The following is a 19,817-nucleotide window of genomic DNA, read 5'->3' on the forward strand; positions in this document are numbered from 1 at the left end:
CGGAAGAGACGCGCATGCCCGGCATCCACGACGACATCACCTCCGCCTTCGGCGACACGCCCCTCGTGCGCCTCAACCGGCTGGCGGTGCCGGGCGGCGCCGAGGTCGTCGTGAAGCTCGAGTTCTACAACCCCGGTGCGAGCGTCAAGGACCGTCTCGGTGTCGCCATCGTGGACGCGGCCGAGGCGTCGGGCCAGCTGCAGCCCGGCGGCACGATCGTCGAGGGGTCGAGCGGCAACACCGGTATCGCGCTCGCGCTCGTGGGGGCCGCCCGCGGCTACCGCGTCGTGATCACCATGCCCGAGACGATGAGCGTCGAGCGCCGCACCCTGATCAAGGCGTACGGCGCCGAGGTCGTCCTCACGCCGGGCGGCGAGGGCATGCGCGGCGCGGTCGAGCGGGCGAAGCAGATCGTCGACGAGACCGAGGGCGCGATCTGGGCCCAGCAGTTCGAGACGCTGGCGAACGCCGAGATCCACCGCCGCACGACGGCGCGCGAGATCATCCGCGACACCGACGGCGCGATCGACTTCTTCGTCGCGGGCGTGGGCACCGGCGGGACGATCACGGGCGTGGGCCAGGTGCTGCACGAGGAGGTCCCCGGGGTGAAGGTCGTCGCCGTCGAGCCCGCCGACTCGCCGCTGCTCAGCGAGGGCAAGGCCGGGCCGCACAAGATCCAGGGCATCGGCGCCAACTTCGTGCCCGAGGTGCTCGACCGGTCGCAGATCGACGAGGTGTTCCCCGTGCAGCTCGACGACGCGCTGCGCGTGGCTCGCGACCTCGGCACGAAGGAGGGCATCCTCTCCGGCATCTCGTCCGGGGCCATCGTGCACGCGGCGCTCGAGATCGCGGCACGACCCGAGAACGCCGGCAAGCGCATCGTCGCGATCGTCTGCGACACGGGGGAGCGCTACCTCTCGACGGTGCTGTTCCAGGACCTCGCGGACGCCTAGCGTGCGGCTGGTCGCTCGGCTGCGCGAGGACCTCGCGACCGTCCGGCGACGTGACCCCGCTGCCCGCGGGCGGCTCGAGACGGCACTCGTCTACTCGGGGCTGCACGCGGTCTGGGCGCACCGCCTGACCAGTCGGCTGTGGCGTGCGGAAGGGGTGCCGCGCCTCCTCGGCTCGCGGTTCGTCGCGCGGGTCCTGTCGCAGGTCGCCCGGACGGCGACCGGTGTGGAGATCCACCCTGGGGCGCTGCTCGGGCGGCGACTGTTCATCGACCACGGGATGGGGACGGTCGTCGGCGAGACGGCGGTCGTCGGGGACGACTGCACCCTGTTCCACGGCGTGACCCTCGGGGGCAAGGGGGGCCGCGGGGTCGCCGGGCGGCGGCACCCGACGCTCGAGCGCGGCGTCACGGTCGGCGCGGGCGCTGCCGTGCTCGGCGGGGTCGTGGTCGGCGCGGACAGCGTCGTCGGCGCGGGGGCGGTCGTCACTCACGACGTGCCGCCCGGGTCGGTCGCGGTGGGCGTGCCCGCGGTCGCCCGGCCGCGGCGCCGCTGACGCGCCTCGGTCGTCACGTCGTCGCGTCGTCGCGTCGACGAATCAGGTGCCGGCGGCGGCTGCTGCGCGGAGTGCGGCGCCGGGCTGTCGGGCACGACGCCGTCGCCTGAGTCCTCGACCGCGCTGCCGCGCGAGCGGTCGAGCGGGCGAGCGGTCGGCCGGGCTAGGCGAGCGGGCGCCGCGACTTCGGCATGCCCGCGACCACGCGGTCGTACGAGTTGCCCACGAGGTCCTCGACCATGGTCGCGGGCAGGTCGCCCGACAGGTCGAGCGTGATCCAGTGCCGCTTGTTCAGGTGCCAGCCCGGCGTGATCTCCGGGTGCTCGGCCCGCAGCTGCTCGGCGTGCTCCGGCACCGCCTTGAGCGACACGCTCGGCGTCTCGGCCTCGACCGGCACGAGCGCGAAGATCTTGCCGCGCACCTTGTAGACCGCGATCTCGAGCCCGAACGGGAACGTCAGCTCGGCGGAGGGCTGCTCGGCGCAGATCGCCTGCACCTGCTCGGTCGTCGTCGGCATGGCACCGGGATGCCAGGCGCCTCCGACACGCGACGAGGAGGCGTCGGTCCGGTCGCGCGGGACGCGAGCGGACCGGTCGTCGTCCCGGGCGACGGCCTACCGTCGTCGGCATGATCAGGGAACTCCTCCTCGTCCGCCACGGCGAGAGCACCGCGAACGTCGCCGCCAGCGCCGCCGAGGCGGCGGGCGACGAGACGATCGACGTCGCCGAGCGCGACGCCGACGTGCCCCTCAGCGAGAAGGGGGTCGAGCAGGCGCGTGCCCTCGCCTCCTGGCTGGACGGCCTGGACCTCGGTCGCAGTGCCCACCCCGCCCACCCCGCCGACCCCGCCGACCCCGGCGACCCCGCCGACCCCGGCGACCCCGGCGACCCCGCCGACGACGCAGGCACCGTCACCGGCGTCCGCGGGGGCACCGCTTTCTGGTGCTCGCCCTACCTCCGCGCCCGGCAGACGATCGGCACGGCCCTCGACGAGGCCGGCGTCGAGGCGAGCGTCCGGGTGGACGAGCGGCTGCGCGACCGCGAGCTCGGCGTGCTCGACCTGCTGACCCGCCGTGGGGTCGAGGCGCGCCACCCCGACGAGGCGGCGCGACGCCACCGGCTCGGCAAGTTCTACCACCGGCCGCCCGGAGGAGAGTCCTGGGCCGACGTCGCCCTCCGCGTCCGGTCGCTGCTGCGCGACCTCGACGAGCCGACCGCCGCAGGCGACGTCGACCGCGTGGTCCTCACCGCCCACGACGCCGTCATCATGCTGGTCGTCTCCGTCTGCACGGGGCTGAGCGAGGCCGACCTGCTCGAGTTCGCCCGGGGCAACGCCGTCACGAACGCGTCCGTGACGACCCTCAGGCGCGAGACCGGCGCCTCCTGGTGGACCCTCGACCGCTTCGCGGACGTCGACCACCTCGCCGAGGAGGACGCGCCCGTCACCGTCCACGAGGGAGACCCCGATGTCCGACCGCACTGAGCACGTGATCACTCCCGACCTGCTGCGCGAGTGGCCCCTGCCGAGCGCCGGCGACGGCAAGTACTCGCGCGGTCAGGTCGTCGTCGTGGGGGGAGCCGCACGCACGCCGGGCGCCGCGATGCTCGGCGCGCTCGCGGCGCTGCGCGTCGGCGCCGGGCGACTGACGCTCGCCGTCGCAGGATCGGTCGCGCCGCACGTCGCGGTGGCCCTGCCGGAGGCGGGGGTCGTCCCCCTGGGGGAGACCGCGGCCGGCCACGTGGTCGGCTCCTCCCTCGAGGCGGCGGCCTCCGACCTCGCGGGCGCCGACGCCGTGCTCGCCGGGTCGGGGCTCGACGACGCGGACGAGGCCGAGGCCCTGGTGCGCCTCCTTCCCGACCTCGTGGGGCACGAGACGATCGTCGTCCTCGACGCGTTCGCGCTCGGGGTGCTGCCGCGCTGCGGCGACACGCTCGACCGGCTGCGCGGCCGCCTCGTCCTCACCCCGAACACGAGCGAGGCCGGCCGGCTGCTCGACCGCGACGTCGACGACCTCGCGAGCGACCTGCTCGAGATCGCAGCCCGGTGGGAGGCGGTCGTCGCCTGCCAGAGCCTCGTCGCCTCGCCCCACGGCCGGCTCCGGCGATCGGGCGCGGGCCACCCCGGCCTCGGCACGTCGGGCAGCGGCGACGTCCTGGCGGGGGCCGTCGCCGGCCTCGCCGCCCGCGGGGCGACACCGGCCCAGGCGGCGACGTGGGCGACCCACGCCCACGCGTCGGCGGGCGATCGCCTGGCCGTCGGGGTCGGGCCCCTCGGGTTCCTCGCGAGCGAGCTGCTGGCCGAGCTGCCGCGGGTGCTCGTCGAGGTCGGCGGCTAGGCCGGCGTCGAGGCCGGTTGCCGGGTCGGCGGGTCAGGCGTTCGTGAGCTCGCGGTCTGCCGGAGTCGTGCCCCGCGCCTCCTGGGCAGACGTCCCGAACCGCTCCTTGAGGCGGAGGGCGGGGCCCTCGACGAAGCGATGCGACAGGTACGCCGTCACGATCGACGCCGCGATGACGGCCACCATGCCGAGGGCGCCGGGGACGACGGGCGTGATGAGCGCGATGAAGACCACGTGCCAGAGGTAGATCGGGTACGACAGCGCCCGGCCGGCCCAGGCCACGGGGCCGAGGGAGAGCACGCGTGCGAGCAGCGACGGACGCGAGACGAGGCCGCCGATCAGCAGCGCGGACGCGACCGCGACGCCGGGCAGCATCACCGTGAAGGTCGTCACGCTCTGCTGCCAGCCGCTGCCGATCGCTGCCAGGGAGCCGACGACGCCGGCGAGGCCGACCCAGGTGGCGGCGGTGCCGAGGCGGCCCTGGAACAGGGTGCGCCCCTTGTCGGAGCCCATGACGAGCGCGAGCCCACAGCCGAGCAGCAGCGGCGCGACGTTCAGCACCGGGCTGAAGTAGATGTTGGGGGTGGATCCGCCGCCGGGGGCCTCGAAGAGCAGGCCCGAGGCGACCACCGACGCCACGACGAGGGCGCCGAGCACCGCGACCATGACCCGGCGGGTGGCGACGACCGCGATCAGCAGCATGATGAGAGGCGGCCAGACGATGTAGAACTGCTCCTCCATCGAGAGGCTCCACATCGGCGAGAAGACGCCCTGGGACTCTCCGAGGAACGAGCGGGCGATGTTGCCCGTGTACGTGAGGGCGACCGCGGCGGCGCCGAGCGCGCTCATGGTCGAGCCCTGGTAGTCGCCGATCAGCCACCAGAGGGCCGTGCCGACCACCACCACCGCGAGCAGCGTCGGGTACAGACGAAGGATGCGCCGTACCCAGAAGCGTCCGAGGCGGATGCGCCCGGTGCGAGCGTGCTCGCCGAGGAGCAGCGTCGTGATGAGGTAGCCGGAGAGCACGAAGAAGACGTTCACCCCGACGAACCCGCTGCCGAATCCGGGCACGTGCAGGTGGTACAGCACCACGAAGGCGATGGCGATCGTGCGCAGGCCGTCGAGCGGCAGAACGCGGTCGCGCCGCGTCGAAGTCGTCGGAGGGGCGAGGGGCATCGGACCAGTGTGCCTGGCCGACCTCCGATCTGCCCGGGTGTGGCCGTGCCGGGTGTCGTCGAGGACTCAGGCGACGGTGGCGCCGCCCGCCGACCGACCTGCCGGGACGAGCGGAGGGCGTCGACGACTCCTGAGTCGTCGACGCCCTGAGCGGCACACGCGGCTCGGCGTCAGGCCGACGGCGCCTCGGCGCGCGTGCCCGAATCGTCGCGGTCGTCCGCGCGGTGGCTTCCCGCCCCCGCTCCCGCCCCCGCGGCTGCGCCCGCACCCGGGGGGCGGCCGTGGCCGACCCGGCGCGGCAGCGCGAACACCAACGCGAACGCGACGAGCGCGAACGCCGCGCTCACGCCCATGGCCGCAGCCGAGGCGTCGGTGAAGCCGGCGGCGCGACCGGCCGCCGTCGCCAGCTCGCGGCCGCCGGGCAGCGACCCGAAGAGCACGCTCCCGATGATGGCGATGCCCACCGCCGAGCCGATGCGCTGGATCGCGGAGATCACGGCGCTGGCCGAGCCGGCGTCCTGCGGGTCGACCGTGGCCACGATGAACTGGACGTTCGGGGCGATGAAGAAGCCGTTCCCGAGCCCGGCGACCAAGAGCGGCACGAGCAGGAGCCAGTTGGTGAGCTCGGCGGGCTCGACGACCACGAGGATGATCCACATGGCACCGAGGCCGACCGTGACGAGCGCCGTCCCGAGCACGAGCACGTTGCGGCCGAGCTTCTGCGCGAGCTGGTTGCTCTGCGAGGACGAGATGATGCTGCCGACCGCGAACGGGATGGCGACGGCGCCGGAGGCGAGCGCGCTGTTCCCGAGGCCCGACTGCCAGAGCAGCGAGATGGTGAAGAAGATGCTGGTGAACGCCGCGAAGTAGACGAGCGCCAGGACGACGCCGCCGGTGAACTGCGGGTGCGAGAAGAGCTTGGGAGGCACGAGGGGGGTGCGTCCACGACGCGTGTACGCCACCTCCCAGACGCCGAAGAGCGCGAGCAGGACGAGGCCGCCGGCGATGCTCAGGTACGTCCAGAGGGGCCAGCCCTCGTCCTGTCCCTGGATCAGCGGGACGAGCAGAGCGACGAACGCGGCCGAGACGAGCAGCAGGCCGAACCAGTCGAGGCCGCGGTCGGGGCGCGGCACGGACTCGTCACGACGGGGCAGCAGCACGGCCGCGGCGATGAGCGTGATGATGCCGAAGGGCAGGTTCACGAAGAAGACGAGCCGCCAGCCGTGCTCGTCGCCGAACGCCTGGATCAGGAGTCCGCCGATGATCGGCCCGAGGGCCGACGAGACGCCGATGACGGCGCCCATGATCGCGAACGCCTTGCCTCGGGCCCGCCCCGGGAACAGCAGCTGGATGAACGCGGTGACGGCCGGCACGAAGATGCCGCCCGCGAGGCCCTGGACGACTCGGAAAACGACGAGCTGGTGGTCGCTCGTCGCCACGCCGCAGGCCAGGCTGGCGAGCGTGAAGAGCAGCACGCCCGAGAAGTACACCCACTTGTGGCCGATCCGGTCGCCGATGCGGCCGGCGGGGATCAGCGTCAGGCCGAAGGCGAGCGCGTAGCCGGAGATGATCCACGAGAGCGTCGACTCGGAGGCGTCGAGGTTCGTGCGGATGGTCGGCAGCGCGACGTTGACGATCGTCGTGTCGAGCAGCGCGATGAACATGCCGAGCAGCAGCGCCGACAGGGCCAGCCACGACTGGCGGGGGATGGCGGGCGCCGGGGCGGCTGCCCGAGCGGTGGCGTCGGTCATGGGAGTGCCTTTCGTGGGGCAGGTCGGGGTGCCCGGCGGTGGCCGGAAGGGAGGGGAGTCGAGGAGGCGGTCGCTACCGACCGGAGGAGCCGGGAGTCAGTGCGTGCCTGGCCCCCGCCTCCTCGTCGGCGACTATCTCGGGGAGCGCGTCGATCAGCGTGTCGTGCCAGGTCAGCTCGGCGCGGAGTCGGTGCTCGCGATGTGCCATCGCGTGCTTCTCGGCGACCGACAGCCAAGGACTGGCCCGACGGTGGTGCTCGATCTCGTCGTCGAGCAGGCGACGGACCGACTCGCGACGCGCGTGCACGGTCCCGACGAGCTCGCCGACGGCGTCGGGGTCGACACGGGTCAGCGCGAGGTCGAACGGGTCGGGCCGCAGCACGACGGTCTCCAGCGCGTGTCGGCGCGACTCGGCGAGGGCCGCGCGCCCGGCGTCGGTGATCGCCCAGACCTGTCGCTCGGGGAAGTTGCCCTCGCGCTCGGTGCGGACGGGGGCGAGGAGGCCCTCGGCGGCGAGGCGCTTGAGGGCGCCGTAGAGGCCGCCGACCGAGATGTCGGTCCACTGGTGGACGTGTTCCTGCTCGGCCAGGAGCTTGAGCTGGTGCCCGTGCATATCGCCGTGGCGCGCGAACGAGTCGAGCACGAAGAGGCGGATGGAGGACACCGAGGTACTCTCGCACGAGTAGTCGCTCGAGTCAAATATCGTGCAGCGAGCGCAAGACGCTCCGTGGTAGGGAATGACGGGGCGGTCGAGGGGCCGCGTCGCGGACGACTGACGGGACGGCGTCCGCTCGCGGTCGAGAACTCAGGCGCGGGACGCGGCGAGCTCCGCGACCTCCCGCATCACGGGGGCGAGCGGAGACGACTCCTGATCGCTCAACAGCAGCGCGGCGCGCTCGGGGGCGAGCCCGGCGAAGCACTCCCCGACGGTGACGCCGTGATCGGGGCGCGAGACGACTCGGAGGGCGGCACCGGCCGAGACCTCGCCGCCGACCACGACCTTGAGGTAGGCGCCCGGCCTGCCCTCTTCCTGGAACCGCCGCACCCAGCCTCGCTCACCGAGCCGGCGAGCGAACGTGGCGCACGGTGTCCGCGGCATGGTCACCTCCAGGACGAGCTCCTCGCCGACCGACCACCTCTCGCCGATGACGGCGCCGGTCACGTCCAGGCCCGACGTGCGGAGGTTCTCCCCGAACGAGCCCGGGAGGACCTCGCGGGCGAGGAGGTCCGCGAAGTGGTCGGCGTCCTCGTCCGCGAAGGCGTAGACGGCCTTGTCCTCGCCGCCGTGGTGCGCGCGACTTGCCTGGACGTCACCCCGCAGGCCGAGCTTGCGGACGGGTACCGGCCCCTCGACCGGCCGCTTGTCGATCGCCGTCACCCCGACGCTGCCGGAGTCGTCGAGCAGGGCGTGGACGCGGCAGACCGCGGTGACGAGGGGCATGGGCCCATCGTGCCCGAGAGCACGAGACCCGACAAGGCAGCATCCTCCTCGTTGGGGGACTGAGGACAGCGGGCGGCCGGACCGCCGCACGGCACCGGTGCGCCGAGCGCGGACTTGTCAGCGCGGACCCGTCAGCGCGGACCTTTCAGCGCGTGACTGCCTCGCGGGCGTGGAGCAGACCCAGTTCGGACCGCCGGGGCAGACCCTCCCAGTCGCCAGCCGCCAAGCAGACGAACGCCCCGACCGTCGTGGCCGTCTGCAGGCGGGCCGACGCGTCGCTCCCTGCTGCCAGCTCGGCGAGGTAGCCGGCGACGAACGCGTCGCCGGCCCCGACCGTGTCGTGCGCCACGATCGGCACGGCCTGCTGGGTCAGGAGCCGGCCGTCGATCACCGCCACCGCGCCCGCGGCCCCGCACTTGACGACAGCCTGACGGGGCCCGAGCCCTGCGAGTCCACGTGCCAGCGAGGCGGCCACCCCGGCTGCCTGGGCTGCCCGAGCCTCCTGGGCTGCCCGAGCCTCCTGGGCTGCCCGAGCCTCCTGGCCGGCCGGTCCGTCAGCCTCGGAGGGTGCCGCACCTGCCTGCTCGGGCTGCTCGGGCAGCCCGAGCAGCATCGCGGCCTCGTCCTCGCCCGCGAAGAGGACGTCGCAGCGAGAGGCGAACTCCCGGCAGAACGCCCCGGCGTCCTCCCTCGACCAGAGCGCCCGGCGGTAGTTGACGTCGAACGACACCGAGGTCCCTGCCGCGCGTGCGACGTCGGCGGCTCGACGAACGGCCTCGGCGGCCGACTCGGAGAGCGCCGGTGTGATGCCCGTCACGTGCAGCACGTCCGCCGTGGCGATGGTGTCCTCGTCGAGGTCTGCGACCGACAGGCGCGACCCTGCGCTGCTCGCCCGGTAGTAGGTGACGCTCTGCGACGTCGAGGTCCGTCGTTCCTTGATCATCAGGCCGGTCGTCGCGGCGTCGTCGATCGTGACCCGCGCGTCGACGCCCTCCGCCCGGATCTCCCGTGCCACGAGGCGCCCGACCGAGTCGTCGCCGACTCGCCCGAACCAGATCGCGTCCACGCCGAGCCGGCTCAGCCCGATGGCGACGTTGGACTCTGACCCGCCGATGCCGAGCTGCATCGTGCTCGCGTGCGCGAGGGGACCCGGCAGCGTGTTCGAGAGCAGTCCCATGGTCTCGCCGAGCGTGACGACCCGTGGTCGCCGGGACGGGGTCGAGGAGGCGCCGGTCGCGCCCGTCACCGCGCCTCCTCGGCCTCGAGGGCCAGCCCGACGACGCGGCGGGCGCGCTCCTCGAGTGCGCTCCTGGCGCCTCCTTCGAAGGCGTCGCGGAGGAGCGGGCCGCCGAGGCTCACGGCGAGCGAGCCGGCGCGGATCCAGGCCGGGACCTCGTCGAGCTCGATGCCGCCCGACGGGACGACCCGGAGATCGGGGAAGGGGCCGCGCAGCTGCCCGAGGTAGCCAGGCCCGACCGTCGAGGCGGGGAAGAGCTTGACGGCCGTGGCCCCGGACGTCCAGCTGGACCACAGCTCTGAGGGAGTGAGGCCACCTGGGTAGAAGGGCACGTGGCGACTGGTCACGGCGGCCGCGATCTCCGTCGACGTGATCGGCGTGACGACGTAGGCCGCACCGTGGTCGACGGCCGCCACGGCCTGCTCGACGGTGGTGACGGTCCCGAGGCCGATCTCGGCGACTCCGGCGAACCGAGCGACGAGCTCGGGCAGCACGTCGAGGGCCCCTGGCGTCGTCAGCGTCAGCTCGATGCTGCGGATGCCGCCGCTGACGAGGGCCTCGACCACGGGCTCGAGCTCGTCGGCCCTCGACGCGCGGAGGACGGCGATGACGTGCGACTCTCGGACCGCAGCCGAGGGAGGCGTCCGTGCGTCGGCTCCGGCCAGGGCCGGAGGGGATGCGGGCAAGCTGCTGACGGTCATCGTGAGTCCTTCGCGCCGGTGCGGTGGTCATGACCAGTATGACCCGGTGCGGCGGCCGGGTCGTGTCGGGTCAGCGCTCGGGTCGACGTGCGCGACCGGGCCGGGGGTCGGGGCGTCGCAGTGAGCTCCGTCCGCCGGGACCAGCTGTGGCTGACCTGATCGGGCATGCGTCGTGGCAGGCGCCATCGTCGTCCGGCTCGCAGGGGTGCACGTCTTGCGCGCACCGAGCCTCGACCTCGACCTGACGTCCTCCCGGCCGAGCGGTCCTCCCGGACGCGGAGGCGGGCCGGCGGCACGGGTCCCGCGGCTGTCCCGTCGCGGTGCATGAGGACCGCGGCCTCGATCGCGGCCTGGACGGTGTCCCAGTGCCCCGTGATCAGCTCGTAGCTCAGGTGCACGGGTATGCGCCGGCGGATGAAGGTCGCCATGTCCTTGCTCACGTCGGCGTCGAACCGGTCTGCGTGCCACTTGCGCCCGTCCGTCTCGATGCCGAGCACCCCGTTCACGACCAGGTCGGTGTGTCGACCGAAGCCGACGGGCACCTGAGAAGTCACGTGGAAGCCCGCCTTCCGGAGGCGGGTTCGAACGACGCTCTCGAGGATGCTGTCGCTGTCGGCGTCGACCCAGTCGGCGATGCGGCGCGCGTCCGCCGGCAGAAGTGCGATCACGTCCGCGAACTCGTCGGCCGAGATGCGCTCGTGACTGAGGGCCCAGTCGCACAGGGCCACGGCGATCTCGAAGTCCTCCTCGAGGACCGCTCTGACGAGGGCGTCGGCGACGGTGACGACGGCTGTCCCGCCCCGCTCGCGGACGGCGACCGGGTCCCACACGACTCGCGACCGCCGACAGCGGCGGAGCCTCGCGGCGTGGGGCGCGACGGAGACGCAGACCGTGCCGGGGCGCGCCCACATCCAGCCGCCGAGGTGGAACAGGGCGGATGCGCCCGTCAGGCGCCCGCCGACCCGGACGGCCGTGACCCTGTCGTCGTCGAGAGGCAGGTTGCTGTACCAGCCGAGGCGTGGACGATGCAGATCACCCGATCGGACCGCACGGGTGAGGTCGCGATCCGTCGCGCCGGCCTGCCGGAGCTGCCGCCGGGTGGCGAAGCCCCCGGCGTTGCTGACGATGTCGATGAGGGCGGCGGTGTGCATGCCGACACTGTCGCGGGGGATCCGCTCCCTTCGCTCGACCTCTCGGCACCACTGTGGAGAACGACGGCTGCTCGACGGGCGGGGGAGGAGTGTGGCGGGAGGGGCTGCCCCGGGCCACGACGCGTGGTGCTGTCGACGGTTCAGGTGCGGACGCCTGCCCCCGGGCAGGCCCGGCGTGCCCACGCAGGCGGCCGACTGCGTCTCCTGAACCGTCGACCGCGGGCGCGGCCTCGGCCCTGCCCACGTCCTTGACTCACCGTCGAGCCCGTTCATAAGGTGGAACGGCGGGGTCACGGGCGACCAGTGGCCTTCGCGCACGATCGACACGTCGAGGAGGACGCATGCAGATCGACCGCAGGGGGCTGCTCGCCGGGGCAGCGGGACTGGCAGGCGTCGCGGCGCTCGCGGGCTGCGCGCCGCGAGCGCAACGGACCGACATCGCCGACTGGCCGACCGAGGTCGGCGACGAGCCCGTCACCATCGACTGGTGGAGCGCCAACATCGCCACCAACGAGGGCGGCGACCTCCGCCCTCGCCTGATCGAGGAGTTCAACAAGCAGTACCCGAACGTGCGGATCAACCTCGTCGCGGCACCTGCCGACACCGACACGAACCGAACGACGCTGACCACCCAGATCGCGGCCGGCTCCCAGAGCCCCGACGTCATCCACGGCGACATCGCCTGGCCCGGCCAGTTCGCCGAGAACTCCCTCGCCACGCCCCTGAGCACCCTCGTCCCCGACGACTTCTGGGACCAGTACCCCGAGGGCCTCCGCTCCGCCGCGAGCGTCGACGGCGAGTACTACATGTTCCCCGTCTACATCGACAACTCGTTCCTGGTCTACCGGCAGGACCTGCTCGACAAGCACGGCCTCCAGGTCCCGGGGTCGTGGGAGGAGGTGGTCGAGACGAGCAAGGCGCTGATCGACACGGGAGACGTCGACTACGGCTTCGTCTTCCAGGGCAACGTGTACGAGGGCATGACGTGCAACGCGGTCGAGTTCGTGGCCGACGCGGGCGGCCGCTTCACCGACGACGACGTCACCGAGTCCACGGCGACGAGCTCGGAGGCGCGACGCGGGCTGGAGTTCATGGCCTCGCTGGTCACCGAGGGCGTGACGCCCCGCGCCTCCTTGACGTACATCGAGCAGGCGAGCCTGGACGCCTTCACGACGGGGCGGGCGGCGTTCCTCCGCAACTGGTCGTACGCGTACGACACCGCGAACAGCCCCGACGCGTCGAGCGTCGCGGGCAAGATCGGCATCCGGTCGCGACCGGGCTTCGACGGCACGGACGAGACGCACACGACGATCGGCGGCTGGGGCAGCTACATCAACCCGCACACGGCGAAGCCCGCGGCGGCGTTGGCGTGGGCGCGGTGGCTGGCCGACGAGGACGCCCAGCAGCTGATCGTGCGCGAGGGCGGCGTCATCCCGGCGCGGACCGCCTCGCTGACGAGCCCCGACGCGAAGGCCGCGGCCAAGCCGCAGTACGAGATCGCGGCCGACTACACGCTCGTGCCGAGGCCGTCCGCGACCGCCTTCTACCCGAAGGTCTCGCAGGGCATCTACGTCAACGCGAACTCGATCGCCGCGGGGCAGTCGGCAGTCGAGACGGGCACCAGCCGGATGCAGCGGCAGATGGACGTGGCACTCGCCGGGCAGGCCCTGTGATGAGCGTTCAGGAGAAGACGTCGGCCTCCCGCCCGACCTCCGGGCTCGCGCCGGCGCCGGGGTCGCCGTCGCCTGAACGCTCAGCGCGCACCTCCCTCGCGCGCACCCGAAATCGCGCCGCGTGGCTCTTCGCGAGCCCGGCCCTGCTCGTCATCCTGCTGGTGACGGTGTTCCCGGTGATCTACTCGGTCGTGCTGAGCTTCGCGCGGGTCACGATCGACTACGACGGCTTCCAGGTCGAGGAGTACACGCTCGCCAACTACGGCGCCCTGCTGCAGAGCCAGGACTGGTACCGCGCCCTCGGCTTCACGATCCTCTACACGGTCATCACGGTGACCATCGAGCTCGTCCTCGGCATGCTCTCGGCGCTCGTGCTCGAGCGGCTCGGCGTGACCCGGGGCTGGATGCTCGCCCTGCTGCTGATCCCGTGGTCGCTCGTGACGATCGTCTCCGCGCAGCTCTGGAAGTACATCTACGACTCGACCTACGGCATCGCGACGTGGGGCATCGCCCTGTTCACGGACAGCCCGCCGGTGATCCTCGGCGAGCCGGTCACCGCCGCCGCCGCCTTGATGGTCGCGGACATCTGGAAGACCACGCCGTTCGTCGCGATCATCCTGCTCGCGGGCCTGGTGATGATCCCCGACGAGCAGTACGAGGCCGCCGAGCTCGACGGCTCGAGCGCGTGGTCGACCTTCTGGCGAGTGGTCATGCCGCAGCTGCTGCCGACGTTCACGATCGCCGTCCTCTTCCGCGTGCTGCAGGCGTTCGGCGTCTTCGACCTGCCCTTCGTCCTCACCCAGGGCGGGCCAGGCACCTCGACCCAGACCCTCGCGATCATGGGCTACAAGGTGCTCTTCCAGGACATCAACATCGGCCCGGGAGCCGCGATCGCCACCTCCACCGCGCTCATCGTTGGGCTCGGCTGCCTGCTGTTCCTGCGGGCGTTCCGCAACCAGGCGAAGGGAGGCGAGTGATGGCTCGCACCAAGATCCGCCGTGGCTGGCGCCGCTGGGTCAACGTGGTCAACATCGGCGGCGTCCTCATCGCGCTCGTGACGGCGATCCCCCTCTACTGGCTCGTGGTGTCCTCGTTCAAGACGGCACCCGAGGTCGCGGCGTCGCCTCCCACGGTCGTGCCCCGGACCTGGACCCTCGAGAACTACGTCACCGCCTTCGTCTCGAACGACCTCGCGGTGTACATGCTCAACAGCGTGATCGTGGCGGTCAGCACGACGGTGCTCGTGCTGGGGCTGGCGCTCTTCGCCGGCTACGCGCTCACCGGTCGCAAGCTGAAGGGCGGCACGACGATCATGACGACGTTGCTCATGCTCTCGGTGTTCCCCGCGATCGCCGTCCTGACGCCGATCTACCTGATCGAACGCCAGCTCGGCCTCCTCAACAGCTACCCGGGCCTGATCATCCCCTACGTCGCGTTCAACCTCCCGTTCGCCATCTGGATCATGCGCAACTACCTCGCCGGCATCCCCGCCACCATCGAGGAGGCGAGCGAGATCGACGGCGCCTCGCCCCTCCGCACGGTGTTCTCGGTCATCCTGCCGATGTCGAAGCCCGGTCTCTTCACGGTCGGCGTCTTCACCTTCACGGCGTCGTGGAGCGAGTTCCTCATGGCCCTCACCTTCAACAGCGAGACGTCGTTCCGCACCATCCCCGTCGGCATCGCGCTCTTCGGCACGCAGTTCACGGTGCCCTACGGGGCGATCTTCGCGGCGTCGGTGTCGGCGACCGTGCCGATCGTGATCCTGGTGCTGATCTTCCGCCGCTCGATCGTCTCCGGGCTGACCTCGGGGGCGGTCAAGGGCTGAGACGAGGAGGCGCGGGCCCGGTCGCGTCGAGGACTCAGGCAGCCCAGGCGGTCGGCTCCCCGGATCCGCGGGGCGGGCTCGGGCGCGGACGTCGTCACCTGATTGCTCGACGGCCTCGGCCGTGCCTGCGCGCTGCGCCCCTGCGCAGCTGCGCGCTGCGCGCCTGCGCCCCTGCGCGCCTGCGCCCCCTGCCCGCCGAGCAGGGCGTGGCCTTGTCGGTACGGTGGGTCGATGACCGACATCGCTGTGACCGTCCTCCCCTCCCGCGACTCGTCAGGTGGGGGAGGCGACGTCTGGGGCGTCGAGCCGGCGATCCGCGCCGTGGCGGCGGCAGGGGCCAAGCTCGTCGAGCTCGGCGACGCCACGCGGTTGATCGTCGTCGGTGGTCGTGTCGACCAGGCCGAGCTGCGCCGTGCGATCGACGAGCACCCTCGCGTCTCGGTCGTGCAGCTGCCGAGCGCCGGCGTCGACTCGTACGTCGAGACGATGCGGGCCACTCGCCGCGACGGCCTGGTCTTCACCAGCGCGAAGGGCGCGTACAGCGCACCGGTGGCCGAGCACGCGCTCGCCCTCACCCTGGCGACCCTGCGGTCGTTGCCGCTGCGCGCCCGTGCGACCTCGTGGGAACACGAGCAGCGCGGCATCTCGCTCAACGGCTCACGGGTGCTGATCATCGGGGCAGGTGGCATCGGCACCGAGCTGCTGCGCCTGCTCGGAGTCTTCGACGTCGAGGTCACGATGGTCGTCCGGACGCCCCGTGAGGTCCCGGGCGCCGCCCGCACCATCACGTCCGAGCGCCTCCCGGAGGTGCTGCCCGACATGGACGTCGTCGTCGTCGCGGCTGCGCTGACCGACGGCACGGCGAAGATCGTCGGCCGAGCCGAGCTCGAGGCGATGAAGTCGACTGCCGTGCTGGTCAACATCGCCAGGGGTCCGCTCGTCGACACCGACGCCCTGGTGGCAGCGCTCGCCGCGGGGCAGATCGGGGGTGCCGGCCTCGATGTGGTCGACCCCGAGCCGCTGCCTGACGGGCACCCGTTGTGGGACGAGCCCCGCGCGCTGATCACGCCTCACCAGGCCAACACGAACTCGATGACCGAGCCTCTGTTCCAGGCTCGCGTCGAGGAGAACGTCCGCGCCCTCGCCGAGGGCGGGCAGCCCGTCGGCGTCGTCGACGTCGACGCCGGGTACTGAACCCGACTCGTCTCGATCGCCTGCAGGCAGGCTGCAGGCCGCGAGGCGCCCTGCGGCCTGCGGCCTGCGGCCTGCGGCCTGCGGCCTGCGGCCTGCGGCCTGCGGCTTGCGGCTTGCGGCCTGCGGCTGGCCTATCGTCGAGGGATCAGGAGACGGACGCCGCGACGTCGCCGTCGTGCGGCGGGCACGGCCCGTCCCGCTCCCGTCGCCTGAATCGTCGACGCGCCAGCCCGCGTAGCCTCGCCCGCATGCCCTCGTCCAGCTCCGTCCGCTCCTCGCCGAGCCCGTCTCGCCCGCCCCGTCCGTCGCGCGCCCCCGACGACCGGTTCCGTGGGCGCATCGCCGGCTTCGGCACCGCTTCCGGCACCCGTGTCGTGATCGGCATGTGGGACGACTCGCCGCTCGGCCGGTTCGCCGACGTGATGCTCGAGGACGAGGCCGGCCACCGCGTCCTGCTGGCGCCGTCGCCCGAGGTCGCCGACTACGTCTCGTCGACCTACTCGTTCGACGAGGTCCAGGTCGTGCCCGTGAGCCGGCGCCGGGTCGACGGCGGCATCGCCGTGACGGCTGGCGACCTCGAGGTGACGCTCGTCGTCGGGCCGATCTCGTGGCTCGGAGTGCTGCTGCGGCTCGTGCCTCGCGGCCTCGCGACCCGACCGGCCTGGCTCACCCTGGTCGATCCCGTCGCGCGCGTGCTCGTCCGCGGCGCCCGCACGGCCGGCACCGCCGGCGGAGGCCGCCGCGAGTACTACGGCGTCACCCTGGCCCGTGACCTCGCCGGCGTCACGGCCACGCGCGGCGGCGTCGACCTCGGCGCCCTCGCCCCGCTCTCGCCCCCGGTCCGCTTCGGGTTCGGCTCGGCGCCCGCGAGGCCGAGCCTCGTCGACGTCGTCAGCACGATCCGTCGCCCGACCTGAGCCGAGGAGGCGCGCGGCAGCCCCGCGAGGACGCGTGCGCCCAGGCCGACCGCACCCGCCGCAGCGGTCTGCGGGAATATCCCGCGCCTCCTGCGGGTCTGCTCCCGTGGGCGTACGTGACACGTCATCGATCCGCGCCCCACCTCACCAAGGAGACCCCATGACCCACGTCCTCGTCCTCGTCGGCAGCCTGCGCGCCGGATCCACCAACAAGCAGATCGCCGAGACCGCGGTGCTGAACGCCCCCGAGGGCGTGACGCTGAGCGTCTACGACGGCATCGCGCACCTGCCCTTCTACAACGAGGACATCGACGTCGACGGCGCCCGTCCGGAGGCGGCGGTCGCGTTCCGCAGTGCGCTCAGCGGCGCCGACGCCGTGCTCGTCGTCACGCCCGAGCACAACGGCACCATCCCGGCCGTGCTCAAGAACGCGATCGACTGGGCGTCGCGCCCCTACGGCGAGAGCCAGATCTCCGGCAAGCCCGTCGCCGTGATCGGCAGCGCGTTCGGCCAGTTCGGCGGCGTGTGGGCGCAGGACGAGACGCGCAAGTCGTTCGGCATCGCGGGCGCGAACGTGCTCGAGGACGTCAAGCTGGCGATCCCCGGCTCGGTCGTGCGCTTCGCCGAGGTGCACCCGAAGGACGACGCCGAGGTCGTGGCACAGCTCGCCGAGGTCGTGTCCGCCGTCGTGGCGTCGACGCGCAGCGTCGCCGCGTAGGCGACTTCTCGCGAGCATCGTCGCAGACGCGACGAGCCAGCAGGAGGCGGGCGAGACCGTCGCGGTCTCGCCCGCCTTCTCGCGCGGTCGCCCGACACCCCGAATTCGGCGTCCCGAAGTTGTCTGATCAGGCCTTTTCTGGCGTGAGCACCGCCTCCGGCGTGCCAAGATCGAGAGGTTCCGGGGCGACGACGCCCGCCGTCGCCGCCACCGAAAGGACCCGTCGTGAGCTTCTGGGCCCTCCTCCTCATCGCCCTCGGCGTCTCTGCCGACGCCTTCGCCGTGGCGCTCGGCAAGGGCCTGCACATGCGCCAGTTCTCGGTGCGCGGGGCGGCGGTCATCGCCGTGACGTTCGGCGTCTTCCAGGCGGCGATGCCCCTCGCGGGCTGGCTGCTCGGCACCGCCTTCGCGAGCTACATCGCGGACTTCGACCACTGGATCGCCTTCGGCCTGCTTAGCCTCATCGGCGCGAAGATGCTCTGGGAGGCGTTCACCAAGGGGGGCGACGACGAGGCCGACGTCGATCGGATCTCCATCCGCGAACTGCTGCTGCTGGCCGTCGCCACGAGCATCGACGCCCTCGCCGTCGGCGTGACGCTCGCGTTCCTGCCGGTGTCCATCGGCGGGGCCGTGCTCTTGATCGGCGTGACGACGACCGTCCTCACCTTCGTCGGCGTGCTCGTCGGCCACCGCGTCGGGGCCCGCTTCGGCAAGCCTGCCGAGATCGCGGGCGGCGTCGTGCTGATCGTGATCGGCACGAGCATCCTGCTCGAGCACCTCGGGGTCCTGGCCTAGCCGTTCCGCAGACGACGGAGGCGCGGTGCCTGTCGCACCGCGCCTCCTCGTGTCCTGCCGCCCGTGTCAGCGGCGGCCGAGCCGGCGCTCTCCGCCGGCGCCCAGCGCGTAGGGGAGGCCGTAGTGGGCGAAGACGTCCGCCTCCTGGGAGGCCTCCAGCTCGCCGTCCGTCTCGATCGACGGCGCGTCCTTGACGAGCTTCTTGTCGAACTGGACCTTGACGTGCTTGGGCGCGACGACGGCGCCGTCGAGCGGCACGAAGAGCAGCTTCTTGCCCACGAGGCCTGCCTGGACCGTCGCGAAGGACGGGCTGTCCGACGACGTGTCGAAGTAGACGCTCTCGAGCTGCCCGATCTTGTCGCCGGCCAGGTCGACGACCGGCAGGCCGATCCAGTCGCGCAGGTTCTCCGCTTCGAACATGACATCCCTCTCTGCTGCACGGATCAGGGCCGGCACGCGTGCCCCCGACGGTAGTAGCCCGGCGTGTGTGCGGGCCGGGCCCGGACGCCCCGTCGAGGACTCAGGCGTGCGCGTCGCGCCCGGCCGCCCCGTCGAGCGCCTGGCACGATGTCGGCATGTCCGACCTGAGTCCTCGACGCGACCCCGCGTCGCGCCCCGTCCTCCTCGTCGTCGACGTCGCCGACGGCGGGCGCGGCGACCCTGCCTTCGAGGCCGAGCTGCAGCGCCTGACGGCCAGCGTCGTGGCGGCGGCCGGCTCCGTCGGCTTCCTCGTCGACCGGGTGCCCGCGGCGCAGACTCCGCAGGACGAGCTCGACGCGCGGCTGGCGGCAGCCGACGCAGTCGTCGTCACCGGGGGAGAGGACGTCGACCCGTCCTTCTACGGCGGCGACCTGAGCGAGCCGCACCTCGGCCAGACGTTCCCGGCGGCAGACCGGGCCCAGGTCGCGCTGGTCCGCAGCGCCGTCGCGGAACGCATCCCGCTCGTCGGCATCTGCCGGGGCATGCAGCTCGTCAACGTCGCCCTCGGCGGCGACCTGGTGCAGCACCTGCACGACGGCGGACACGTCAGCGACGACACCGCGGACAGCATGGTCGACCACCGCGTGCTCGTCGAGCCCGGCAGCGAGCTGGCCAAGGCGCTCGGCGCGACGGAGCTCGACGTGCGGAGCTCCCACCACCAGGCCGTCGGCCGGGTCGCCGCGGGGCTCAGGGTCGTCGCCCGCGCCGACGACGGCACGATCGAGGCGGTCGAGCACGAGGAGGCGCCCGTCTGGTGCGTGCAGTGGCACCCGGAGGACGTGGGCTCGCGCGGCACCGTGCTCACCGATCTGCTGGAGGCGGCGCTGGCCGCTCGCCGCGCCTCCTGACGTCGCCACTGCCGCGCCGCCTGCAAAACCGAATGTCGCTCTGGATCTTGCGGAGGGGCCGGGGGATCG

General features: G+C 72.7%; 21 protein-coding genes. 12 read left to right on the forward strand and 9 right to left on the reverse strand.

Annotation, left to right across the window (positions count from 1 at the left end):
• Nucleotides 1-14 precede the first annotated feature (14 nt).
• Together cysK and epsC are read left to right on the forward strand one after the other, a co-directional pair.
• Nucleotides 15-953 carry a cysteine synthase A gene (gene cysK, locus ES689_RS00470; RefSeq protein ID WP_146898805.1) on the forward strand — a complete coding sequence of 313 codons (939 nt, stop codon included), beginning with the start codon at nt 15-17 and terminating at the stop codon, nt 951-953.
• A 1-nt stretch (nt 954) separates the two neighbouring features.
• On the forward strand, nt 955-1,506 hold the full coding sequence (gene epsC, locus ES689_RS00475; RefSeq protein WP_146898809.1) for a serine O-acetyltransferase EpsC: 552 nt from the start codon (nt 955-957) through the stop codon (nt 1,504-1,506).
• A 163-nt stretch (nt 1,507-1,669) separates the two neighbouring features.
• On the opposite strand, the gene ES689_RS00480 is transcribed toward epsC, so the two are convergent.
• Nucleotides 1,670-2,023: an MmcQ/YjbR family DNA-binding protein gene (locus ES689_RS00480; RefSeq protein ID WP_146898812.1), complete on the reverse strand. Its 354-nt coding sequence runs from the start codon at nt 2,021-2,023 to the stop codon at nt 1,670-1,672.
• A gap of 110 nt (nt 2,024-2,133) precedes the next feature.
• On the opposite strand from ES689_RS00480, the gene ES689_RS00485 reads away from it, so the two are divergent.
• Nucleotides 2,134-2,988, forward strand: coding sequence for a histidine phosphatase family protein (locus ES689_RS00485; protein WP_146898815.1), 855 nt, complete (start codon nt 2,134-2,136; stop codon nt 2,986-2,988).
• Complete coding sequence (locus ES689_RS00490) at nt 2,972-3,841, forward strand: NAD(P)H-hydrate dehydratase (protein WP_146898818.1); 870 nt, start codon at nt 2,972-2,974, stop codon at nt 3,839-3,841. Before ES689_RS00485 ends, ES689_RS00490 begins: the two co-directional genes overlap by 17 nt.
• A gap of 33 nt (nt 3,842-3,874) precedes the next feature.
• On the opposite strand, the gene ES689_RS00495 is transcribed toward ES689_RS00490, so the two are convergent.
• The 7 genes from ES689_RS00495 to ES689_RS00525 all read right to left on the reverse strand — a co-directional run bounded on the left by ES689_RS00495 (nt 3,875) and on the right by ES689_RS00525 (nt 11,298).
• Nucleotides 3,875-5,017 carry an acyltransferase gene (locus ES689_RS00495; protein ID WP_146898821.1) on the reverse strand — a complete coding sequence of 381 codons (1,143 nt, stop codon included), beginning with the start codon at nt 5,015-5,017 and terminating at the stop codon, nt 3,875-3,877.
• A 170-nt stretch (nt 5,018-5,187) separates the two neighbouring features.
• A complete protein-coding gene (locus ES689_RS00500; RefSeq protein WP_146898824.1) occupies nt 5,188-6,768 on the reverse strand; it encodes an MFS transporter in 1,581 nt (526 codons plus the stop codon).
• A 73-nt stretch (nt 6,769-6,841) separates the two neighbouring features.
• Nucleotides 6,842-7,432 (reverse strand): PadR family transcriptional regulator, encoded by a 591-nt coding sequence (locus ES689_RS00505; RefSeq protein WP_223269302.1) that lies wholly within the window; start codon nt 7,430-7,432, stop codon nt 6,842-6,844.
• Between the two features lie 141 nt (nt 7,433-7,573).
• Entirely contained in the window at nt 7,574-8,209 is a 636-nt protein-coding gene (locus ES689_RS00510) for an MOSC domain-containing protein (protein ID WP_146898827.1), read from the reverse strand.
• 145 nt (nt 8,210-8,354) lie between these two features.
• Nucleotides 8,355-9,455: a sugar kinase gene (locus tag ES689_RS00515; protein ID WP_223269303.1), complete on the reverse strand. Its 1,101-nt coding sequence runs from the start codon at nt 9,453-9,455 to the stop codon at nt 8,355-8,357.
• Nucleotides 9,452-10,147: a bifunctional 4-hydroxy-2-oxoglutarate aldolase/2-dehydro-3-deoxy-phosphogluconate aldolase gene (locus tag ES689_RS00520; protein ID WP_146898830.1), complete on the reverse strand. Its 696-nt coding sequence runs from the start codon at nt 10,145-10,147 to the stop codon at nt 9,452-9,454. The genes ES689_RS00515 and ES689_RS00520 overlap by 4 nt, the downstream gene beginning before the upstream one ends.
• Entirely contained in the window at nt 10,144-11,298 is a 1,155-nt protein-coding gene (locus ES689_RS00525) for a type IV toxin-antitoxin system AbiEi family antitoxin domain-containing protein (RefSeq protein WP_146898833.1), read from the reverse strand. The genes ES689_RS00520 and ES689_RS00525 overlap by 4 nt, the downstream gene beginning before the upstream one ends.
• 341 nt (nt 11,299-11,639) lie before the next feature.
• Here ES689_RS00525 and ES689_RS00530 point away from each other — a divergent pair, with 341 nt between their 5' ends.
• The 7 genes from ES689_RS00530 (at nt 11,640) to ES689_RS00560 (ending at nt 18,420) form a co-directional block, all read left to right on the forward strand.
• Nucleotides 11,640-12,971, forward strand: a complete 1,332-nt coding sequence (locus tag ES689_RS00530) for an extracellular solute-binding protein (RefSeq protein ID WP_146898835.1) — start codon at nt 11,640-11,642, stop codon at nt 12,969-12,971.
• Nucleotides 12,971-13,948 carry a carbohydrate ABC transporter permease gene (locus ES689_RS00535; RefSeq protein ID WP_146898838.1) on the forward strand — a complete coding sequence of 326 codons (978 nt, stop codon included), beginning with the start codon at nt 12,971-12,973 and terminating at the stop codon, nt 13,946-13,948. The genes ES689_RS00530 and ES689_RS00535 overlap by 1 nt, the downstream gene beginning before the upstream one ends.
• The gene (locus ES689_RS00540) at nt 13,948-14,796 is read left to right on the forward strand and encodes a carbohydrate ABC transporter permease (RefSeq protein ID WP_146898840.1); all 849 of its coding nucleotides are present in this window, start codon (nt 13,948-13,950) and stop codon (nt 14,794-14,796) included. Before ES689_RS00535 ends, ES689_RS00540 begins: the two co-directional genes overlap by 1 nt.
• Nucleotides 14,797-15,027: 231 nt before the next feature.
• Entirely contained in the window at nt 15,028-15,990 is a 963-nt protein-coding gene (locus ES689_RS00545; RefSeq protein WP_146898841.1) for a D-isomer specific 2-hydroxyacid dehydrogenase family protein, read from the forward strand.
• A gap of 248 nt (nt 15,991-16,238) precedes the next feature.
• Nucleotides 16,239-16,907, forward strand: a complete 669-nt coding sequence (locus ES689_RS00550) for a hypothetical protein (protein ID WP_223269304.1) — start codon at nt 16,239-16,241, stop codon at nt 16,905-16,907.
• A gap of 160 nt (nt 16,908-17,067) precedes the next feature.
• Nucleotides 17,068-17,625, forward strand: a complete 558-nt coding sequence (locus ES689_RS00555; protein WP_146898843.1) for an NADPH-dependent FMN reductase — start codon at nt 17,068-17,070, stop codon at nt 17,623-17,625.
• Between the two features lie 225 nt (nt 17,626-17,850).
• A complete protein-coding gene (locus ES689_RS00560) occupies nt 17,851-18,420 on the forward strand; it encodes a manganese efflux pump MntP family protein (RefSeq protein WP_146898845.1) in 570 nt (189 codons plus the stop codon).
• 66 nt (nt 18,421-18,486) lie between these two features.
• Here the strand turns inward: ES689_RS00560 and ES689_RS00565 are convergent, their stop codons facing one another.
• Nucleotides 18,487-18,840 carry a PRC-barrel domain-containing protein gene (locus ES689_RS00565; protein ID WP_146898848.1) on the reverse strand — a complete coding sequence of 118 codons (354 nt, stop codon included), beginning with the start codon at nt 18,838-18,840 and terminating at the stop codon, nt 18,487-18,489.
• Nucleotides 18,841-18,995: 155 nt separating this feature from the next.
• Between ES689_RS00565 and ES689_RS00570 the strand changes: the two genes are divergently transcribed.
• Nucleotides 18,996-19,748 carry a gamma-glutamyl-gamma-aminobutyrate hydrolase family protein gene (locus ES689_RS00570; protein WP_146898851.1) on the forward strand — a complete coding sequence of 251 codons (753 nt, stop codon included), beginning with the start codon at nt 18,996-18,998 and terminating at the stop codon, nt 19,746-19,748.
• Nucleotides 19,749-19,817: the final 69 nt, after the last annotated feature.

Origin of the sequence: Frigoribacterium sp. ACAM 257 (genome assembly GCF_007954365.1) — a bacterium.
Classification (GTDB): Bacteria; Actinomycetota; Actinomycetes; order Actinomycetales; family Microbacteriaceae; genus Frigoribacterium.

Coding starts and splice junctions, on each gene's coding strand:
- cysK (WP_146898805.1), top strand. CDS start 15: ATGCCCGGCATCCACGACGACATCACCTCCGCCTTCGGCGACACGCCC.
- ES689_RS00480 (WP_146898812.1), bottom strand. CDS start 2,023: ATGCCGACGACGACCGAGCAGGTGCAGGCGATCTGCGCCGAGCAGCCC.
- ES689_RS00485 (WP_146898815.1), top strand. CDS start 2,134: ATGATCAGGGAACTCCTCCTCGTCCGCCACGGCGAGAGCACCGCGAAC.
- ES689_RS00490 (WP_146898818.1), top strand. CDS start 2,972: ATGTCCGACCGCACTGAGCACGTGATCACTCCCGACCTGCTGCGCGAG.
- ES689_RS00495 (WP_146898821.1), bottom strand. CDS start 5,017: ATGCCCCTCGCCCCTCCGACGACTTCGACGCGGCGCGACCGCGTTCTG.
- ES689_RS00500 (WP_146898824.1), bottom strand. CDS start 6,768: ATGACCGACGCCACCGCTCGGGCAGCCGCCCCGGCGCCCGCCATCCCC.
- ES689_RS00510 (WP_146898827.1), bottom strand. CDS start 8,209: ATGCCCCTCGTCACCGCGGTCTGCCGCGTCCACGCCCTGCTCGACGAC.
- ES689_RS00520 (WP_146898830.1), bottom strand. CDS start 10,147: ATGACCGTCAGCAGCTTGCCCGCATCCCCTCCGGCCCTGGCCGGAGCC.
- ES689_RS00525 (WP_146898833.1), bottom strand. CDS start 11,298: ATGCACACCGCCGCCCTCATCGACATCGTCAGCAACGCCGGGGGCTTC.
- ES689_RS00530 (WP_146898835.1), top strand. CDS start 11,640: ATGCAGATCGACCGCAGGGGGCTGCTCGCCGGGGCAGCGGGACTGGCA.
- ES689_RS00535 (WP_146898838.1), top strand. CDS start 12,971: ATGAGCGTTCAGGAGAAGACGTCGGCCTCCCGCCCGACCTCCGGGCTC.
- ES689_RS00540 (WP_146898840.1), top strand. CDS start 13,948: ATGGCTCGCACCAAGATCCGCCGTGGCTGGCGCCGCTGGGTCAACGTG.
- ES689_RS00545 (WP_146898841.1), top strand. CDS start 15,028: ATGACCGACATCGCTGTGACCGTCCTCCCCTCCCGCGACTCGTCAGGT.
- ES689_RS00550 (WP_223269304.1), top strand. CDS start 16,239: ATGCCCTCGTCCAGCTCCGTCCGCTCCTCGCCGAGCCCGTCTCGCCCG.
- ES689_RS00555 (WP_146898843.1), top strand. CDS start 17,068: ATGACCCACGTCCTCGTCCTCGTCGGCAGCCTGCGCGCCGGATCCACC.
- ES689_RS00565 (WP_146898848.1), bottom strand. CDS start 18,840: ATGTTCGAAGCGGAGAACCTGCGCGACTGGATCGGCCTGCCGGTCGTC.
- ES689_RS00570 (WP_146898851.1), top strand. CDS start 18,996: ATGTCCGACCTGAGTCCTCGACGCGACCCCGCGTCGCGCCCCGTCCTC.